This is a genomic window from Enterobacter cloacae complex sp. HYC033_NIDB (genome assembly GCF_056673335.1).
The window spans coordinates 2,356,561-2,374,731 of record NZ_CP115123.1 but is presented as its reverse complement, the minus strand read 5'-3'; the positions used below and the strand labels follow the sequence as shown (position 1 = coordinate 2,374,731).

Here is an 18,171-nt window from a genome sequence, read left to right as displayed (position 1 = left end):
CCCGCCGTTTTGGTTCAAGGTTGATGGGTTTTTTGTTGCCTGAAGAAATACAAATTTAAGATTCAGGATTGTAGGCCGTGTAAGGCGAAGCCGTCACCCGGCAAGTAAGGTAGTCGAATCGACTCCAGGCAAAAGTTCTGGGCCGGTAACATCATGGTGCCCTTCTGCTAATCGCGTGGCATCTGCTCACGGGCAATTCGCCCCACCATCACCCGGATCTCCTCCCGGGTTAACGGCGACCGATCGGTCACAAAATGCAGCGTCATCCCCTCGATAAACGCATCCAGCGCGCGGGCGGTGGCCGGATCAAACCACTGCTCCAGCGTAGCCTGGCTCATCTTCATCCAGTCCTGCATCACCGTTTTCAGCGCGGCGCTGCGGTGCATAAACGCGTATAACTGATACATCAGCGCCATATTGTGTGGCGTGGTCACGGCTGAACTGTGGATCAGCGTGGTAATGGCCTCGCACGCCCTCTCGCGCCCCGTAACCCCCGCGAAGAAATCCCGGTACTGCTGAGACATCTGCTGCGTAAACCACGTGAATGCCTCCTCCAGAAGCGACTCCATCCCGTCGAAATAGTAGGTCATCGACCCCAGCGGCACGCCTGCGCAGGTGGCAATTTTGCGGTGCGTGACGGCATGAATACCGTGCTCAGCAATGGTGTCCAGCGTCGCCTGGAGTATCTTCTCGCGGCGGTTAGGGTCGTTCGGTGGTCTGCTCATAAAATCCTCATCCGGTTTATGTACAAATGTACACAAAGTTGCTAGTGTTGTCGCTATTGTTGTACTTCTGGTGCTGATCCCAATGACGCTAACTTCTCCTCGCAAAGCCCTGCATCTGCGCATGTGGGCGCTATTTATGTTCTTCTTCATCCCTGGGCTGCTGATGGCTTCCTGGGCAACGCGCACCCCGGCAATCCGCGATACGCTATCCGTTTCGACTGCGGAGATGGGGATCGTGCTGTTTGGCCTGTCGATTGGCTCGATGAGCGGCATCCTCTGCTCGGCCTGGCTGGTGAAACGCTTTGGCACGCGCGCGGTGATCCGCACCACCATGTGCTGCGCCGTGGTGGGAATGCTCGGTCTGAGCGTGGCGCTGTGGTTCGCCTCGCCGCTGATGTTTGCCCTTGGGCTGATGGTATTTGGCGGCAGCTTTGGTGCGGCGGAAGTGGCCATTAACGTCGAGGGGGCCGCCGTCGAACAGGCGATGAACAAAACGGTGCTGCCGATGATGCATGGCTTTTACAGCCTCGGCACGCTGGCGGGCGCGGGCGTGGGGATGGCGCTGACGGCGCTGGGCATTGCGGCCAATGTGCACATTTTACTCGCGGCGCTGGTCTGTATTATCCCGATCCTCACCGGCATCAGGGCTATTCCCGCTGGCACAGGACAAAATGCCTCGGACGAACAGAAGTCTGAGGCAAAAGGGTTGCCCTTCTATCGCGATTTCCAGCTGATGCTGATTGGTGTGGTGGTACTGGCGATGGCGTTTGCTGAAGGCTCCGCCAACGACTGGCTACCGTTGCTGATGGTGGACGGGCACGGATTTAGCCCCGCCTCCGGCTCGCTGATTTACGCCGGGTTTACGCTCGGCATGACCGTCGGACGCTTTACCGGGGGCTGGTTTATCGACCGTTACAGCCGCGTGGCTGTCGTCCGTGCCAGCGCCCTGCTGGGTGGGCTGGGCATCGCGATGATTATCTTTGTGGATGTGGACTGGATTGCCGGCGTGTCGGTGATCCTGTGGGGACTGGGCGCCTCCCTTGGCTTCCCGCTGACCATTTCCGCTGCCAGCGATACCGGCCCCGACGCGCCGACGCGCGTGAGCGTCGTAGCGACCACGGGCTACCTCGCTTTCCTGGTGGGCCCGCCGCTGCTTGGATTCCTCGGTGAGCACTACGGGTTACGCAGCGCGATGCTGGTGGTATTAGGGTTAGTCATTATTGCCGCCCTGGTGGCGCGAGCGGTGGCAAAACCGGAAGCAGAAACAACGTCAATGGAGAAGGGATATGAGCGTTAAACTGATTGCAGTCGACATGGATGGCTCCTTCCTGAGCGATGCGAAAACCTATAACCGCGCGCGTTTTCTGGCGCAGTACGCGCGCATGAAAGCGCAAGGCATCCGTTTTGTGGTCGCCAGCGGAAATCAGTACTACCAGCTGATCTCATTTTTCCCGGAGATCGCCCATGAAATTGCCTTCGTCGCCGAAAACGGCGGCTGGGTGGTGGATGCGGGCGAAGACGTGTTTAACGGCGAACTGTCGAAAGAGCATTTTCTGACCGTCGCCACCCTGTTAAACGACGTGCCCGGCATTGAGATAATTGCCTGCGGAAAAAACAGCGCCTACACGCTGAAAACGTATAACGACCTCTTCAAAGAGATTGCTGCGAAATACTATCACCGCCTTGAAAGCGTCAGCAGCTTTGACAACCTCAACGATATTTTCTTCAAATTCGGGCTAAACGTCTCTGACGACGAAATTCCGCGCATTCAGGCGCTGCTGCATGAGAAGCTTGGCGACATCATGGTGCCGGTGACCACGGGACACGGCAGTATCGACCTGATTATCCCCGGCGTACACAAAGCTAACGGCCTGCGGATCCTGCAAGCGCGCTGGGGCATTGAGGACAGTGAAGTGGTGGCCTTTGGCGACAGCGGTAACGACGTGGAGATGTTGCGCCAGGCTGGGTTTGGCTTCGCGATGGCCAATGCCAGACCGCACATTAAGGCGGTGGCCCGCTATGAAGCGCCGAACAATAATGACGAAGGGGTGCTGGACGTAATTGATAGGGTGCTGGATGGGAGGGCGCCGTTTAATTGATTCCGTGCGCTCTGGTGCCCTCACCCTAACCCTCTCCCACAGGGAGAGGGGACTGTCCCGAGCTCGCCCACGGGGGAGAGGGAATAAGAATTACGGTTGCAGGGCGTTTCCGACGCGTTTGTCTTTCAGGAATACCACCATCAGGGCAATCCACAGCACGCCGTTGGCGAGGTTAAACAGGCTGAACAGTCCGTTACCGCCGAAAGCATAGGCATGCTTGCTCACCTCAATACCGACGGTGAAAATCAGCATTTGCAGCATCCCCATCGCGGCAGACACCGTGCCTTTACTCATTTCACTGGCAAACAGCGTCAGGCGTACCAGACCGGCATTCGCCACGCCAATACCAAACGCGTAAACGCTCAGCCCCGCCGTCATCCACAGGTACGCATGAGACGAGGCTACGGTCGCCACCGCCGCGATAATCAGCCCTGCCGCAATGGGCCAGCCGCCCATAATAATCAGCGAACGCACGGTACGACGTGACGTCAGACGCGCCAGCACCAGGTTACCGATAATCAACGCGCCAAAAATCGGCACCTGTAACAGGCCATACTCATAGCTGCTAAGCTGCTCGCCGCTGATGATAATAACCGGCGACTGGGCAATCCACGCCAGCAGCGGCAGGCTGACAAAGCCCGTCGCCAGCGCGCCCGCGACAAAACGGCCGTTTTTCAGCACCGCCTTATAATCACGCCCCAGCTCTTTAAGCGAGAGCTTTTCGCCCAGGCGGGTGGCGGTCTCCGGCATCGCACGGTGCAGCCCAAAGAAAGAGATGGCCGCAAGCGCGGCAAAGAGGACGAACATCCCTTCCCACGGCGCAACGTGGACCCATGCGGCTCCCACCAGCGGCCCCAGAAGCGGCGCAATCAGCGCCACGTTCGCCATCAGCGCGGTTATTTTGATACATACCGCCTCCTCAAACGACTCCTGAATAGCGGCGTAGCCCACGGCGCCAATAAAGCACAGGCTCACGCCCTGAAGGAAACGCAGCAGCGTGAATTGCTCAATGTTCTGCGCCAGCAGCGTGGCGAGACAGGTGACAATAAACCACACCACGCCCGTCAGCATCACCGGGCGGCGGCCAATACGATCCGACAGCGGCCCTAAAAGCCACTGTAAAAACATGCCGCCCGCCAGATAGGCGGTCATGGATGTAGGTACCCACTCAATACCTGCGTTGTACTGCTCAACCACAGCCAGCATGCCTGGCTGGATCATGTCGTTGCCGATGTAGGTAGAGAATTCGTAAAGCACCAGACACAGAGGAAAAAGTAACGCCTGACGACCCAGACGATTACCGGAAGAAGAACGGTTTATCATGCAATCTCTTTAGTATGAAAAAATCGCGATGAGTGTAATGAATTGCCGCTGTCTGAGATAGCATAATCACGTGAAAACACAGAAATAAGGCACTTATCGTTGTTGTTTAAGGTTTCCTTAAGTTGCCCTCCCTATGATAGTGCTATTTCACGTTATTGACCGAAACTATGACACACGCCGTCAGCCCTTCAGAATTATCTAAGTTACCGACAAATAAGACAAAAAGCCTTTACCGTTTGCCTGCCCGCTTTTATGGTTATCAGCTTTTCGGGCTGATCGTCCTTGCGCTGCTTTTTACCTGGCTTTCGCGCGATGAATCGCTTGACCGATGGATAACCGGCTTCTGGTATGACGCGGCGACGCACCATTTCCCGCTACAGCAAAACCCGCTGCTGGATCTGCTGAACCATCGGCTGGCGAAATATGTGACCATTGCGCTGGCTGCCGCATCGCTGATTTACGGCGCTTACAAACGCAATGCCCGGCTGGTGACGGCCGCGCTTCTGATGGGGCTGGGGGCGCTGGTAGTTGGGGTGCTGAAAAGCATAAGCCACCACAGCTGTCCGTGGGATCTGGTGGAGTATGGCGGCAAAGCCGTCTCGTATCCCCTGTTCAGCGCCGTTCCGGCAGGCAGCGGACCGGGACGCTGCTTTCCCGGCGGCCACGCCTCAAGCGGGTTTATGGTGATGGGGCTGTTTTTTGCCTTCTGGCGTGAACGTCCACGCCTGGCCTGGACCTGTGTCGCGTTAGGCGTTGTTATGGGGCTGCTGATGGGATTCGGGCAGGTCATGCGCGGCGCGCATTTTTTCTCTCACAACCTGTGGGCCGGGTGGTGGGTCTGGTTTTCCCAGGTGCTGGTTTACGGGCTGGTTTCCACCTGGTTTGCTAAAGAGTAACGAGATTATGTTAGAAAATCTGAACTACGAACTGTTTTACCTGCTCAACGCCACGCCAGCATCACCGGAATGGATGATCGATCTCGCCACCTTCATTGCGAAAGATGTGATCAGCATTGTACCGGCGCTGGCGGTGATCCTCTGGTTATGGGGACCTCGTACACAGGTCACCGCCCAGCGCCATCTGGTGATCAAAATGGCGATGGCGATCGGCGTGAGCGTGCTGGCAAGCTACGTGCTGGGCCACGCCTTCCCGCACGATCGTCCGTTTGTCGATCGCGTCGGCTACAACTTCCTGCACCATGCGCCGGATGACTCGTTCCCGAGCGATCACGGCACGGTGATCTTCACCTTTGCGCTGGCCTTCCTGTTCTGGCATCGCCTGTGGTCTGGCATGGTGCTGATGGGGGTGGCGGTCGCCATCGCCTGGTCCCGCGTCTACCTGGGCGTGCACTGGCCGCTGGATATGGTCGGCGGTTTCCTGGTGGGGCTGATGGGCTGCGTCAGCGCAGCCATCCTGTGGAGCCTCTTTGGTCCGGCGCTTTATCGTGGATTATCACAGGCCTATCGCGTTCTGTTTGCCCTTCCGATCCGCAAAGGCTGGATACGTGACTAACCCCGGTCCGTCAGGTTACACTTGAGCCCCCGCCCTGCGGGGGCTCACTTTTTTAGCCCGAGGATCTATGGAAACACGTCGCGATGACCGCATTGCTCAGCTGCTTCAGGCGCTGAAGCGCAGCGATAAGCTGCATCTTAAGGAAGCCGCTACCCTGCTTGGCGTGTCTGAAATGACCATTCGTCGCGATCTGAACAGCGACAGCGCCCCCGTTGTGCTGCTTGGCGGGTATATTGTTCTGGAGCCGCGTAGCGCCAGCCATTATCTGTTAAGCGATCAAAAAACACGCCTGGTGGAAGAGAAGCGCAAAGCCGCGCGGCTCGCCGCCTCGCTGGTGCAGCCACATCAAACGCTGTTTTTTGACTGCGGTACGACAACCCCGTGGATCATCGAGGCCATCGACAGCACCGTTCCCTTTACCGCCGTCTGTTATTCGCTAAACACCTTCCTGGCCTTGCAGGAGAAACCGGCGTGCCGGGTGATTTTGTGCGGCGGCGAGTTTCATGCCAGCAACGCCATCTTCAAACCTCTGAATATTCAGGACACGCTGAGCAATGTATGCCCGGATATCGCCTTTTACTCTGCGGCGGGCGTGAATGTGAAACAGGGGGCAACCTGTTTTAATCTTGAAGAGTTACCGGTGAAACAGTGGGCGCTCAACGCCGCACAGCAGCATGTGCTGGTGGTTGATCACAGTAAATTTGGCAAGGTTCGTCCGGCAAGGATGGGGGAACTGTCGCGCTTTGACGCCATCGTCAGTGATTGCCGCCCGGATGACGAGCTGGTGTCGTATGCAAAGGCGCAGCAGGTGAAGTTGATGTATTGAGGTTGTGCCGGGTGGCGCTGCGCTTACCCGGCCTACAACGGCTCGAACGAAGGCCGGGTAAGCGCGGCGCCACCCGGCAAAAACCTAGCTGAACCAGCTGCCAAACCAGCCGTGGAACTTCATTAACACAAAGTCCCACATCCGGCTGAAGAAGCCGCCCTCTTCCACCGCTTCCATCACCACCAGCGGACGCTGCTCAATGGATTTGCCGTTAAGCTGGAAATCTATCGTCCCGACCACCTGGCCTTTTTTCAACGGCGCGGTCAGCTGTGGCTCGGTCAGGGTATAGCTGGCTTTCAGGTTTTTCAGCTGACCGCGTGGAATGGTGACAGAACCCGCTTCACCTGCCCCCAGGTTCACTTCGCTTTTATCCCCAAACCAGACGCGCTGGCTGACGAAGGTGGCGTCCGGCTTAATCGGCGTGACGGTTTCAAAGAAGCGGAAACCCCAGGTCAGCAGTTTTTCGGATTCGTTAAAACGAATGCGGTCGGTTTTCGTCCCCAGCACCACCGAGATCAGGCGCATGTCGCCCTGCGTCGCAGAAGCCACCAGGTTGTATCCGGCCCCGGCGGTCGTCCCCGTTTTCATGCCGTCCACGTTAACGTTACTGCTCCAGAGCAGACGGTTACGGTTAGGCTGGCGGATATTGTTGAAGGTAAACTCTTTCTCTTTATGGATGGCGTACTCATCCGGCACGTCATGGATCAGCGCTTTGCCCAGCAGCGCCATATCGCGCGCGGTACTGAACTGACCGGGCGCATCCAGGCCGTGAACGGTTTTAAAGGTGGTGTTGGTCAGACCCAGTTTTTGCGCGTAGCCATTCATCAACCCAATGAATGAGTCCTGACTGCCTGCGACGTAATCGGCCAGCGCAATACAGGCATCATTTCCCGACTGAATAATGACCCCTTTATTCAGATCGGAAACGGAGACCTGATCGCCGGGCTTCAGGAACATGACGGACGAGCCGCGCAGCGCCGGGTTACCCGTCGCCCAGGCATCTTTGCCGACGGTGACCATGTCATCCAGCTTGATCTTGCCCGCTTTCAACGCCTGACCGACCACATAGCTGGTCATAATTTTCGTCAGGCTCGCCGGGTCGAGTTTTTCGTCGGCGTTACCTTCCGCCAGCACTTTCCCGCTGGCGTAATCCATCAGGATCCAGGCGCGCGCATCGACAGGCGGCGCTTCGGGCGCCGTCTGTTCCGCCGCATGGAGCGTTGGGGCAAAAAGGAAAAGCAGCGCCGAGCCTGCCGCCAGGCTGCGCAGAGAAGAAGTTTTTTGCGTCATAAATGCCACCCGAGTGTCCATTCTAAAAATCACGTCACAATCACCGTGTCGCAAGAAGCGATGAGTAATAGCGCACTACAGCGTTCAAAGAAACCTGTTCCAGGTAAAGTTTTTAAAGTTTATGCAATAACATTCAGATACGCTTTGATTGCGGCGTTTTTTTTAGCATCTGTTGCGTAATTGTTAGGTTTATCTCACCATGGCGAAAAGCTGACTCGGATTAACATCTCATCGGGAGTAAATATGATTACGCTGTGGGGCAGGAACAATTCGACTAACGTGAAGAAAGTGCTCTGGACGCTGGAGGAGCTGGATTTACCCTTCAACCAAATCATGGCTGGCATGGCGTTCGGGGTGAATAAAGACGCCGACTATCTGGCGATGAACCCAAACGGACTGGTGCCGTTGCTGCGCGATGACGAGACAGACGCCACGCTGTGGGAGTCCAACACCATCGTGCGTTATCTCGCCGCGCAGTACGGCCAGAGTCGGCTGTGGGTTGAAAATCCAGCCCGCCGCGCGCAGGGCGAAAAATGGATGGACTGGGCAAACCAGACGCTTTCCCCCACGCACCGGGTGATCCTGATGGGGCTGATCCGCATGCCGGAAGCCGAACGTGATTATCCCGCCATTCATGCCGCCCAGGACGCCTGCGAATCCCTGTTCGCGATGATGGACGACGAACTGGCGAAGCACGCCTGGTTCTCCGGCGACACCTTCGGCGTGGGCGATATCGCCGTCGCCCCCTTCGTCTGGAACCTCACTAACATGGGTCTTAGCTGGAGCCCGCGCCCTCACCTGGAGCGCTGGATCCAGCAGCTTAGCGAGCGCCCGGCGTATCGCAACGTGGTGATGATCCCGGTGACCTGATTACGACCTGGACGGGCTGACTTTCAGCAGTTGCCCGTCCGTCTCGTCAGTCAGCACGTACAGATAGCCATCCGGCCCGACGCGCACATCGCGAATACGCTGATCTTTATCGCCCAGAATGCGTCCGTCCTCCGTCACGCTATTGCCCTTCACGCTCAGCACGATGACGTCTTTCTCCTTCAGCGCGCCGATAAACAGCTTGTTTTTCCACTGCGGGAAGACGTCGCTGTTGTAGAACGCCATGCCGCTGACGGCGGGCGATACTTTCCAGACAAACAGCGGCTTTTCGGTGCCCTCAACGTGCTCGCCTTTCGCTTCCGGGATTTTCAGGCCGCTGTAATTGATCCCGTGCGTCGCCAGGGGCCAGCCGTAGTTTTTGCCCTTCTCAGGAATGTTAATCTCATCCCCACCGCGTGGTCCGTGTTCGTTGAGCCACAGCGTGTCGCTCCACGGATTCATCGCCATCCCCTGCGGGTTGCGAATGCCATAGGACCAGATTTCCGGGCGCGCACCGGCGGTGTTCACAAACGGATTATCCGGCGGCACTTTTCCGTCCTCCGTCAGGCGCACCACCTTGCCCTGAAGCTTGTCCAGCTCCTGCGCCGTCGGGCGCTGGTTGTTTTCACCCAGGCCAATAAAGAGATAGCCTTTGCCGTCGAACACCAGCCGTCCGCCAAAGTGGTTGCCGGTAGAGAGCTTCGGCATCTGTCGGAACACCACCTGGAAGCCCTCAATGCGCGAAAGGTCATCGCTCAACCGCCCGTAGCCCACGGCGGTACCCGCTTTGCCATCATTACCTGCCTCGGCGAAGCTGAGCCAGACCCGCCGCGACTGTGCAAAATCCGGGGCCAGCGCGACGTCCAGCAGTCCGCCCTGGCCGCTCGCCCACACTTTCGGCACGCCGACAATCGGATCGGAGAGCCCTTTTCCTGCCTGCCAGTGCTTAAGCTGCCCGTCTTTGAGCGTGATGAGCAGCCCCTTGTTATCTGGCAGAAACGCCAGCGACCAGGGGTGATCCAGTTTTGTCTGTAGCACGTCGACCTTAACCGTCTCAGGTGCTGCAAGCAGTGAAAGCGGGAATAACAAGACTGGAAGGAAAATCAGCGAGGATCGAGGCATAACGCACTCCTTTATCGACATATGGCTTAAAGATTAGCCACTGTTCCCGGGTGCGTTACCACTTTTACAAAAGCTTAATCAGAAGGGGGAGTTGCCTCCCCCGGGTTCAGTGCCGGGCAAGCGTTTCCGGCTTGTTCAGACACATGATGCAAAGCGCGAGCGTGGTCAGGCAGTTTTCAAGCTTCTCCGCGTTAACGGCAATAAAATTCGGGCAGTCGTGACGTCCGTTCATCAAACAGACCCCGGCGATGGAGAGCACCTCGGCGGCGCGGCGCAGCGCCACTAATTCGCTTTCAGCGTAGTGCGCTTTCAGGATGGGTGCTTTTTCACGCATGAAATTGCAAAGTTCAAAGAAGTTATCACGCAGATTTTCGCTTTCGCTGACTGACATATACCCTTTCGCCTTGCGGAGTTGCAGATATGCGGCCAGGTCGATTCGGGCGTTGATCAGCTTGTTAAGCAGATCGCGTTTCAGTCTGTCAACGGACATGCTATTTCCTCCCCTGTCAGCCATGTTACCTTATTAAGGATAAGGTCATTTTTTGTACAATGTAATGCCTGAGATCAATAAACGATAAATGATTAACATTCTTTACAATGTTACAACGATTGCCCGCCTCAACTGCGCCATCATGAGTGTATAAATCCCCCGCGATACGCTGTAAAATCCCGCCCTGATAACTCCATAATTGATGAATTTTTAACCTATGAGCAATGTTACGCACCCGCCGAAAATCGGCTTTGTCTCCCTCGGCTGCCCGAAGAACCTGGTGGACTCCGAACGCATCCTGACTGAACTTCGCACTGAAGGCTATGACGTGGTGCCAAGCTACGACAACGCCGACATGGTGATCGTCAACACCTGCGGGTTCATCGACAGCGCGGTCCAGGAGTCACTGGAAGCCATTGGTGAAGCCCTGACGGAAAACGGCAAAGTGATTGTCACCGGCTGCCTGGGCGCGAAGGTGGATCAGATCCGCGAAGTGCACCCGAAAGTGCTGGAGATCACCGGCCCGCACAGCTACGAGCAGGTGCTGGAACATGTTCATCACTACGTACCCAAACCAAAGCACAACCCGTTCCTGAGCCTCGTGCCGGAACAGGGCGTGAAGCTGACGCCGCGCCACTACGCCTACCTGAAAATTTCCGAAGGCTGCAACCACCGCTGCACCTTCTGCATCATCCCGTCGATGCGTGGCGATCTGGTGAGCCGTCCGATTGGCGAGGTGCTGGCAGAAGCCAAACGCCTGGCCGACGCGGGCGTGAAGGAGCTGCTGGTCATCTCCCAGGACACCTCCGCCTACGGTGTGGACGTCAAACACCGCTCCGGTTTCCACAACGGCGAGCCGGTGAAAACCAGCATGGTCGGCCTGTGCGAGCAGCTGGCTAAGCTCGGGATCTGGACGCGCCTGCACTACGTCTACCCTTATCCGCACGTTGACGATGTGATCCCGCTGATGGCGGAAGGCAAAATCCTGCCGTATCTGGATATCCCGCTACAGCACGCCAGCCCGCGCATTCTGAAGCTGATGAAACGTCCTGGCTCCGTGGATCGCCAACTGGCGCGCATCAAGCAGTGGCGTGAGATCTGCCCGGATCTGACCCTGCGCTCCACCTTTATTGTCGGCTTCCCGGGTGAAACCGAAGAAGATTTCCAGATGCTGCTCGACTTCCTGAAAGAGGCGCGTCTGGATCGCGTCGGCTGCTTCAAGTACAGCCCGGTTGAAGGCGCAACGGCCAACGAGCTGGCGGACCAGGTACCGGAAGAGGTAAAAGAGGAGCGCTGGAACCGCTTTATGCAGCTGCAACAGCAGATCTCTGCTGAACGCTTGCAGGAGAAAGTGGGCCGCGAAATTCTGGTGATTATCGACGAAGTGGACGAAGAAGGCGCGATTGGCCGCAGCATGGCGGATGCACCGGAAATCGATGGCGCGGTGTACCTGAACGGCGAAACACAGGTTAAGCCGGGTGATATTATTCGCGTGAAGGTTGAAAACGCGGATGAGTATGACCTGTGGGGTAGCCGGGTTTAAACACCCAGCTTCCCTTTTGTAGGCCGGGTAAGGCGTAGCCGCCACCCGGCACATTTCACTGCACTACCCCTTAATCCGCGGATCCAGCGCGTCGCGCAGCCCATCCCCCAGCAGGTTAAACGCCAGCACGGTCAGGAAAATCGCCAGGCTCGGGAAGATCGCCACGTGTGGCGCAATCACCATATCCGCCCGCGCCTCGTTCAGCATCGCGCCCCACTCCGGCGTCGGCGGCTGTGCCCCTAACCCCAGAAACGACAGGCTGGCCGCCGAGATAATCGACACGCCTATGCGCATGGTGAAATAGACCACGATAGACGAGACCGTTCCCGGCAGAATATGGCTGAACAGGATGGTGGCATCGCTGGCTCCCATGCTGCGCGCCGACTCGATAAAGGTCTGCTGCTTCAGCACCAGCGTGTTGCCACGTACCAGACGCGCGAAAGCGGGAATCGAGAATACCGCCACGGCGATAATGACGTTCGCCATGCCGCTGCCCATCACCGCCACCACGGCAATCGCCAGCAGAATACCGGGAAAGGCAAACAGCACGTCGCAGATACGCATGATGATGCGGTCCCACCAGCCTTCGTAGTACCCGGCCACCAGCCCCAGCACGGTGCCAATTGCTGCGCCCATCAGCACCGCGAAGACCCCGGCCGCCAGTGAGATCTGCGCCCCTACCAGCACGCGGCTAAAAATATCGCGCCCGAGCGAGTCCACGCCAAACCAGTGCATCATCGACGGACCATCGTTCAGCCGGTCGTAGTCGAAGTAGTTTTCCGCATCAAACGGGGCTATCCAGGGGGCGATAATCGCCACCAGGATCAGCAGTAACACAAACAACCCGGCGACCATAGCGACGGGCTGACGACGGAATCGACGCCAGAACTCAACCCACGGGGTGCGAATATGGTCCGGCCTGATCCCCGGCATAGCGTTTAAAATGGCCTGGCGACGCCAGTTCAGTAATCGCATCTTACTTATACCTGATGGCCGGGTTAATGGCGGCGTAAAGCACATCCACCACTAAGTTGATAAGAATAAACTCCAGCGAGAAAAGCAGGACTTCAGCCTGAATAACCGGATAGTCACGCATATCGACCGAGTCGACCAGCAGGCGCCCCAGCCCCGGCCAGTTAAAGACCTTCTCAACCACGATAGAGCCCCCCAGCAGGAAGCCGAACTGTAGCCCCATCATCGTGACCACCGGGATCATCGCATTACGAAAACCATGCTTCAGAATGACCCATTTCTCACTCACCCCTTTTGCCCGCGCGGTGCGAATGTAATCTTCGCTCAGCACGTCGACAAACGAGGCGCGGGTAAACCGGGCCATAACCGCCGCAACGGCCGCGCCTAGCGTCATAGAGGGCAGAATGTAGTGCTTCCAGGTGTCGGCCCCGACGGTCGGCAACCAGCCCAGCTCGACGGAGAAAATCTGCATCAGCAGCATGCCCAGCGCAAACGCCGGGAAAGAGATGCCGGTGACCGCCAGCGCCATACCGAGCTTATCCGGCCAGCGGTTGCGCCAGACGGCGGCGACAATCCCCGCGCCCAGGCCAAAGACAACCGCCCAGCTCATACTGGCAATCGTTAACCAGAAGGTAGGCATAAAGCGGCTGGCGATCTCCTCCGACACCGGACGACGCGACACCATTGAGATGCCGAAATCGCCCTGAAGGACATTGCCAATGTAACGCAGAAATTGCCTGTACAGCGGCTGGTCAAGACCGAGCTGTTTACGCACCAGTTCAATAACCGTCGCATCCGCTTCCGGTCCGGCAATCAAACGCGCCGGATCGCCGGGCAGCATATGGACAAACAAAAACACCAGCACGGCCACAATCAGCAGCGTCGGGATAAGCCCCAGCAGGCGTTTACACACATAATTCAGCATGAGTTTTATTTCAAATCCGCGTCATCAAAGCTAAAGCCCGTATCCGGCATGATGTAAAAACCGGTCAGCGCTTTGTTGTGGGCTGAGACCAGTTTTTCCACCACCAGCGCCACCCACGGCGACTCTTTCCAGATAATGTCCTGCGCCTCTTTGTACAGGCGTGCTTTCTCTTCCGGTTTGGTGGTTTTCAGGGCATCGGCCAGATCTTTATCCACCTGCGGATTACTGTAGAACGCGGTATTGAACAGCGTTGGCGGCCAGTTCTGGGAAGCAAACAGCGGCGACAGGGACCAGTCCGCTTCACCGGTTGAAGCCGTCCAGCCGGTGTAGAACATCCGCACGCCGCTCTCTTTCTGTCCTTTGCCTTCCACTTCCGCCGCTCGCTGTCCGGCATCCATCGCCGTAACCCTGGCTTTAATGCCCACCTGCGCCAACTGCTGCTGGGTAAATTGCAGCACCTTCTGCGCGGTACTGTGGTTATGCGACGACCACAGCGTAGTGCTAAAGCCGTTCGGATAGCCCGCCTCTTTCAGCAGTTCCCGCGCTTTCGCCGGATCGTAAGGCCACGGCTGATAGCTTTGCGCGTACTCAATGGTTGGCGGCATCACGCCCGTCGCCGGGGTGGCGTAGCCGGCAAAGGCCACCTTCACCAGCGCCTGGCGGTTAATGGCGTAGTTGATGGCTTCACGCACCTTCGGGTTATCAAACGGTTTCTGCGTGACGTTCATGCTGATGTAGCGCTGCATAATCGACGGGCTGGCCACCAGTTCCAGCTTGCTGTTTTTCGCCAGCAGCGCCGCCTGTTCGTACGGGATCGGGAAGGCAAACTGCGCTTCGCCGGTTTGCAGCATTGCGGCGCGGGTGTTGTTGTCCACTACCGGCCGCCAGGTGATGGTATCCAGTTTCGGCAGCCCCTGCTGCCAGTATCCGGCGAATTTTTTCACCTTCACAAAATCGGTCTGGTTCCAGGTGAGCAGTTCGTACGGTCCGGTCCCCACCGGGTGGAATCCAATCTCTTTGCCGTATTTTTTCAGGGCGGCGGGCGAAATCATCGCCGTCGCGGGATGCGCCAGGATATTGATAAACGCCGAGAACGGCTCTTTGAGGGTGATCTTCACCGTTGCCGGATCAACCACCTCGGTTTGGGCGATATTTTTATACAGGTTGTAGCGTTTAAGACCGTTTTCCGGATTGCTGGCACGATCCAGGTTGACCTTAACCGCCTCGGCGTTGAAGTCGGTGCCATCCTGGAACTTCACGCCGGTACGGAGCTTAACGGTATAGACCAGCCCGTCGTCCGACACGGTATAGCCTTCCGCCAGCACGTTTTTCAGCTTCATTTCGCGGTCCAGGCCGAACAGCCCCTGGTAGAAGGATTTTGCCACCGCCTGAGAAAGAGTGTCGTTGGCATCATACGGATCCAGGGTCGTGAAGTTAGACCCCACAGCCACCACCACATCTTTCGCCGCGAACGCGGGGACGGCGGCCAGCGCAGCCGTCACGCTCGCGGCCAGCAGCCATTTACGAGCAACAAAAGGAACCATTGTGTTCTCCTGCCTGTTGTAAGTTATAACCGCGAGAATGCATTGCCCTGACGCGGTGGTGCGACAAAATGACCGGGTCCCACCTCACGCAGCGCCACGCGCTCCAGGGTTTCGCCCCGTTTACGAATATTGCTCGGCATTTCGTCCTGCAACAGCACGCGCTGGGCGTGACGATGCTCAGGATCGGCAACCGGTACGGCAGCCATCAGCTTGCGGGTGTAAGGGTGCTGCGGGTTTTCAAACACCGCCCGACGGGGGCCGATTTCAACAATTTGCCCCATGTACATCACCGCCACGCGATGGCTGATCCGCTCCACCACCGCCATATCGTGGGAGATAAACAGAAACGCAATGCCCAAATCCCGCTGTAAATCGAGCAGGAGATTGATGATTTGCGCGCGGATAGAGACATCCAGCGCTGACACGGACTCATCCGCAATCACCACTTTCGGATTGAGGGCCAATGCCCTCGCAATGCAGATACGCTGACGCTGACCGCCAGAAAATTCGTGCGGATAACGCCAGGCATGCTCCGGCTTCAGGCCCACGCGCTCCAGCAGCCATGCGACGCGGCGCTGCGCGGCTTCACCGTCGAGCAGGTTATGCACCCGCAGCGGCTCCATAATCGAGTACCCCACCGTATGGCGCGGATCGAGCGACGCATAAGGATCCTGGAATATAAACTGAATATCCCGGCGCACCGCCTGCAATTTACTGTTAGGGAGCGTGTCGATGCGCTCACCGTTGAAGGTGATGCTCCCCTCCTGCGACGCCACCAGCCTGAGCAGCGCCCGCCCGGTGGTGGATTTACCGCAGCCGGACTCCCCCACCAGCGCCAGCGTTTCGCCCGGCCAGAGATCAAAACTGACGTTTTCAACCGCATGCACTTCGCGCTTCACGCGATTGAGGATCCCGCTACGCAGCGGGAAACGGGTCACCAGGTCACGCACTTCGAGGATTGGCCTGCCGGGAACCACCGTATCCTGCTCGGTTTCGTCTTCCTGCTGGCCCTGTTCGGTCTGAGAGAACAGCGGAAAACGGCGCGGAAAATCACTGCCATTCATGGCCCCCAGACGCGGGACCGCCGCCAGCAGCGCTTTGGTATAAGAATGCACCGGCGCATGAAAGACCTGCTCCACCGTGCCGGTTTCCACGGCATTGCCCTGATGCATAACCAGCACCCGATCGGCAATATCCGCCACCACCCCCATATCATGGGTGATGAAAATCACCCCCATCTCCATCTCCTGCTGCAACACCTTAATCAGTTGCAGGATCTGGGCCTGAATGGTGACATCCAGCGCCGTGGTGGGTTCGTCCGCAATGAGCACCGCCGGACGGCACGACAGCGCCATCGCAATCATCACCCGCTGGCGCATGCCGCCGGAAAGCTGATGCGGATAGCGGGACAAAATCGCGTGCGCCTCAGGGATACGCACCAGCTCCAGCATCCGTTTTGCTTCGTTGAGCGCCTCATCACCGCTCAGTCCCTGATGCAGGCGGATAGATTCGGCAATCTGCTCGCCCACCGGAAAAACCGGGTTCAGGGAGGTCATCGGCTCCTGAAAAATCATCGCAATATCTGCCCCGCGCACCCCCTGCATCTGGGACGCACTCAGCTCGTTGAGATCGATAACCTGACGGTTGCGACGGCGCAACAGCATCCGCTCGCTGGTGACCTGCCCGCCCGTCTGCTCAAGCAGACGCATCAGCGCCAGCGCGGTAACGGATTTACCGGAACCTGATTCGCCAACAATCGCCAGCGTCTCGCCGCGCCTGAGCGAAAACGATAAATTCTGTACTGCGGGGATGAACTGCCGCTCTTCCTGAAACGCAATATTCAGTTGGTGGACAGCCAGCACTTCGCAGTTGTCCAGCTCTTCACGGTGCGGCACGCAATGCCCCCTTATTCACGATAAATGCCTGTGCTGGGCGCATCGCCGGCATACCCCCACGCCCGGTACATCCCTTCACTGTTGAACGGCAGAGCCACGTTGCCCTCCCGATCCACCGCAATTAAGCCGCCAATCCCGCCCAGCGCCGGCAGTTTCTCCATCACTACCCGCTCGCAGGCCTCACTCAGGCTTAATCCGCCGTAATCCATTAGCGCGGTAATGTCGTAGGCCGCCAGCGCGCGGATAAACACTTCGCCGGTGCCGGTGCATGACACCGCCGCGGTGGCGTTATTGGCGTAACACCCGGCCCCCGGCAGCGGGCTGTCGCCGACGCGACCGGGAAGTTTGTTGGTCATACCGCCTGTCGACGTCGCGGCGGCGAGATTACCGGCTTTATCCAGCGCCACCGCGCCTACCGTGCCCATTTTGCTGCGTTCATCGAGCGGCGCGGCATGGTCCAGCTGCGTCATCCCCGCTGTACGGGCCTCCAGCAGTTGCCGGTAACGCTCCTCGGTGGAAAAAAGATCGGGCGAGACCGTGTCCATCCCGTGCTCGACGGCAAATTTTTCCGCCCCCGCCCCGGCCAGCAGCACATGCGGGCTTTGTTCCATCACCAGACGCGCGGCCAGCACCGGATTACGCAGACGGCTGACGCCTGCTACCGCGCCCGCCTTCAGGGTGACGCCGTCCATCACGCAGGCATCCAGCTCGTGCGTTTCATCGCGCGTAAAGACCGAGCCAATACCGGCATTAAACAGCGGGCACTCCTCCAGCAGACGTACTGCTTCGGTCACCACGTCCAGCGCGCTGTCGCCCGCTTCCAGCATCCGCTGGCCTGTTTCCACAATGGCGTTCAGCGCATCAATATAACGCTTCTCCTGCTCGGGACTGAGCTGTGCACGGGTGATTGCCCCGGCACCGCCATGAATTGCGATAACCGCTTTACTCATTTCGCATCACCCATCAGCCTGGCTGGCTGCTTTTTCTATAAATATCATTATCGTCGACGAATCTTCAGATGATTTTTGAATATAGAAA

At 57.9% G+C, this 18,171-nt stretch carries 17 protein-coding genes; 7 read left to right on the top strand and 10 right to left on the bottom strand.

Features of this window, described 5'->3' with window-relative positions:
• Nucleotides 1-167: 167 nt before the first annotated feature.
• Nucleotides 168-725 (bottom strand): TetR/AcrR family transcriptional regulator, encoded by a 558-nt coding sequence (locus O1721_RS11315; protein WP_032647831.1) that lies wholly within the window; start codon nucleotides 723-725, stop codon nucleotides 168-170.
• An 82-nt stretch (nucleotides 726-807) separates the two neighbouring features.
• Between O1721_RS11315 and O1721_RS11310 the strand changes: the two genes are divergently transcribed.
• Together O1721_RS11310 and O1721_RS11305 are read left to right on the top strand one after the other, a co-directional pair.
• The gene (locus tag O1721_RS11310) at nucleotides 808-2,022 is read left to right on the top strand and encodes an MFS transporter (protein WP_032647828.1); all 1,215 of its coding nucleotides are present in this window, start codon (nucleotides 808-810) and stop codon (nucleotides 2,020-2,022) included.
• Entirely contained in the window at nucleotides 2,012-2,824 is an 813-nt protein-coding gene (locus O1721_RS11305) for a Cof-type HAD-IIB family hydrolase (protein ID WP_015571023.1), read from the top strand. The genes O1721_RS11310 and O1721_RS11305 overlap by 11 nt, the downstream gene beginning before the upstream one ends.
• A gap of 90 nt (nucleotides 2,825-2,914) precedes the next feature.
• Here the strand turns inward: O1721_RS11305 and O1721_RS11300 are convergent, their stop codons facing one another.
• Nucleotides 2,915-4,147, bottom strand: coding sequence for an MFS transporter (locus tag O1721_RS11300; RefSeq protein WP_032647826.1), 1,233 nt, complete (start codon nucleotides 4,145-4,147; stop codon nucleotides 2,915-2,917).
• A 167-nt stretch (nucleotides 4,148-4,314) separates the two neighbouring features.
• On the opposite strand from O1721_RS11300, the gene O1721_RS11295 reads away from it, so the two are divergent.
• The 3 genes from O1721_RS11295 to deoR all read left to right on the top strand — a co-directional run bounded on the left by O1721_RS11295 (nucleotide 4,315) and on the right by deoR (nucleotide 6,485).
• On the top strand, nucleotides 4,315-5,043 hold the full coding sequence (locus tag O1721_RS11295) for a phosphatase PAP2 family protein (protein ID WP_032647824.1): 729 nt from the start codon (nucleotides 4,315-4,317) through the stop codon (nucleotides 5,041-5,043).
• 7 nt (nucleotides 5,044-5,050) lie between these two features.
• Nucleotides 5,051-5,659, top strand: a complete 609-nt coding sequence (gene ybjG / locus O1721_RS11290; RefSeq protein WP_015571025.1) for an undecaprenyl-diphosphate phosphatase — start codon at nucleotides 5,051-5,053, stop codon at nucleotides 5,657-5,659.
• 67 nt (nucleotides 5,660-5,726) lie between these two features.
• Nucleotides 5,727-6,485, top strand: a complete 759-nt coding sequence (gene deoR, locus O1721_RS11285) for a DNA-binding transcriptional repressor DeoR (protein WP_017384886.1) — start codon at nucleotides 5,727-5,729, stop codon at nucleotides 6,483-6,485.
• Nucleotides 6,486-6,569: 84 nt separating this feature from the next.
• Here the strand turns inward: deoR and dacC are convergent, their stop codons facing one another.
• The gene (gene dacC / locus O1721_RS11280) at nucleotides 6,570-7,775 is read right to left on the bottom strand and encodes a serine-type D-Ala-D-Ala carboxypeptidase (RefSeq protein ID WP_023296184.1); all 1,206 of its coding nucleotides are present in this window, start codon (nucleotides 7,773-7,775) and stop codon (nucleotides 6,570-6,572) included.
• A 243-nt stretch (nucleotides 7,776-8,018) separates the two neighbouring features.
• Between dacC and O1721_RS11275 the strand changes: the two genes are divergently transcribed.
• Entirely contained in the window at nucleotides 8,019-8,645 is a 627-nt protein-coding gene (locus O1721_RS11275; RefSeq protein ID WP_032647822.1) for a glutathione S-transferase family protein, read from the top strand.
• Here the strand turns inward: O1721_RS11275 and O1721_RS11270 are convergent, their stop codons facing one another.
• Together O1721_RS11270 and bssR are read right to left on the bottom strand one after the other, a co-directional pair.
• Nucleotides 8,646-9,764 carry a PQQ-dependent sugar dehydrogenase gene (locus O1721_RS11270; RefSeq protein ID WP_017384889.1) on the bottom strand — a complete coding sequence of 373 codons (1,119 nt, stop codon included), beginning with the start codon at nucleotides 9,762-9,764 and terminating at the stop codon, nucleotides 8,646-8,648. It abuts the gene before it with no gap.
• Nucleotides 9,765-9,870: 106 nt separating this feature from the next.
• A complete protein-coding gene (bssR, locus tag O1721_RS11265) occupies nucleotides 9,871-10,254 on the bottom strand; it encodes a biofilm formation regulator BssR (protein ID WP_003858412.1) in 384 nt (127 codons plus the stop codon).
• A 217-nt stretch (nucleotides 10,255-10,471) separates the two neighbouring features.
• Here bssR and rimO point away from each other — a divergent pair, with 217 nt between their 5' ends.
• Nucleotides 10,472-11,797, top strand: coding sequence for a 30S ribosomal protein S12 methylthiotransferase RimO (gene rimO, locus O1721_RS11260; protein ID WP_017693743.1), 1,326 nt, complete (start codon nucleotides 10,472-10,474; stop codon nucleotides 11,795-11,797).
• Nucleotides 11,798-11,860: 63 nt separating this feature from the next.
• Here rimO and gsiD read toward each other — a convergent pair whose 3' ends face one another.
• The 5 genes from gsiD to iaaA are packed head-to-tail and all read right to left on the bottom strand — an operon-like array spanning nucleotide 11,861 to nucleotide 18,083.
• On the bottom strand, nucleotides 11,861-12,772 hold the full coding sequence (gsiD, locus tag O1721_RS11255) for a glutathione ABC transporter permease GsiD (RefSeq protein ID WP_015571027.1): 912 nt from the start codon (nucleotides 12,770-12,772) through the stop codon (nucleotides 11,861-11,863).
• A 1-nt stretch (nucleotide 12,773) separates the two neighbouring features.
• Nucleotides 12,774-13,694 (bottom strand): glutathione ABC transporter permease GsiC, encoded by a 921-nt coding sequence (gsiC, locus tag O1721_RS11250; protein WP_006809475.1) that lies wholly within the window; start codon nucleotides 13,692-13,694, stop codon nucleotides 12,774-12,776.
• A gap of 5 nt (nucleotides 13,695-13,699) precedes the next feature.
• Nucleotides 13,700-15,238 carry a glutathione ABC transporter substrate-binding protein GsiB gene (gene gsiB / locus O1721_RS11245; RefSeq protein WP_032647821.1) on the bottom strand — a complete coding sequence of 513 codons (1,539 nt, stop codon included), beginning with the start codon at nucleotides 15,236-15,238 and terminating at the stop codon, nucleotides 13,700-13,702.
• Nucleotides 15,239-15,261: 23 nt separating this feature from the next.
• Nucleotides 15,262-17,133, bottom strand: a complete 1,872-nt coding sequence (gsiA, locus tag O1721_RS11240; RefSeq protein WP_032668745.1) for a glutathione ABC transporter ATP-binding protein GsiA — start codon at nucleotides 17,131-17,133, stop codon at nucleotides 15,262-15,264.
• Between the two features lie 11 nt (nucleotides 17,134-17,144).
• Nucleotides 17,145-18,083 carry a beta-aspartyl-peptidase gene (gene iaaA / locus O1721_RS11235; protein WP_015571030.1) on the bottom strand — a complete coding sequence of 313 codons (939 nt, stop codon included), beginning with the start codon at nucleotides 18,081-18,083 and terminating at the stop codon, nucleotides 17,145-17,147.
• Nucleotides 18,084-18,171: the final 88 nt, after the last annotated feature.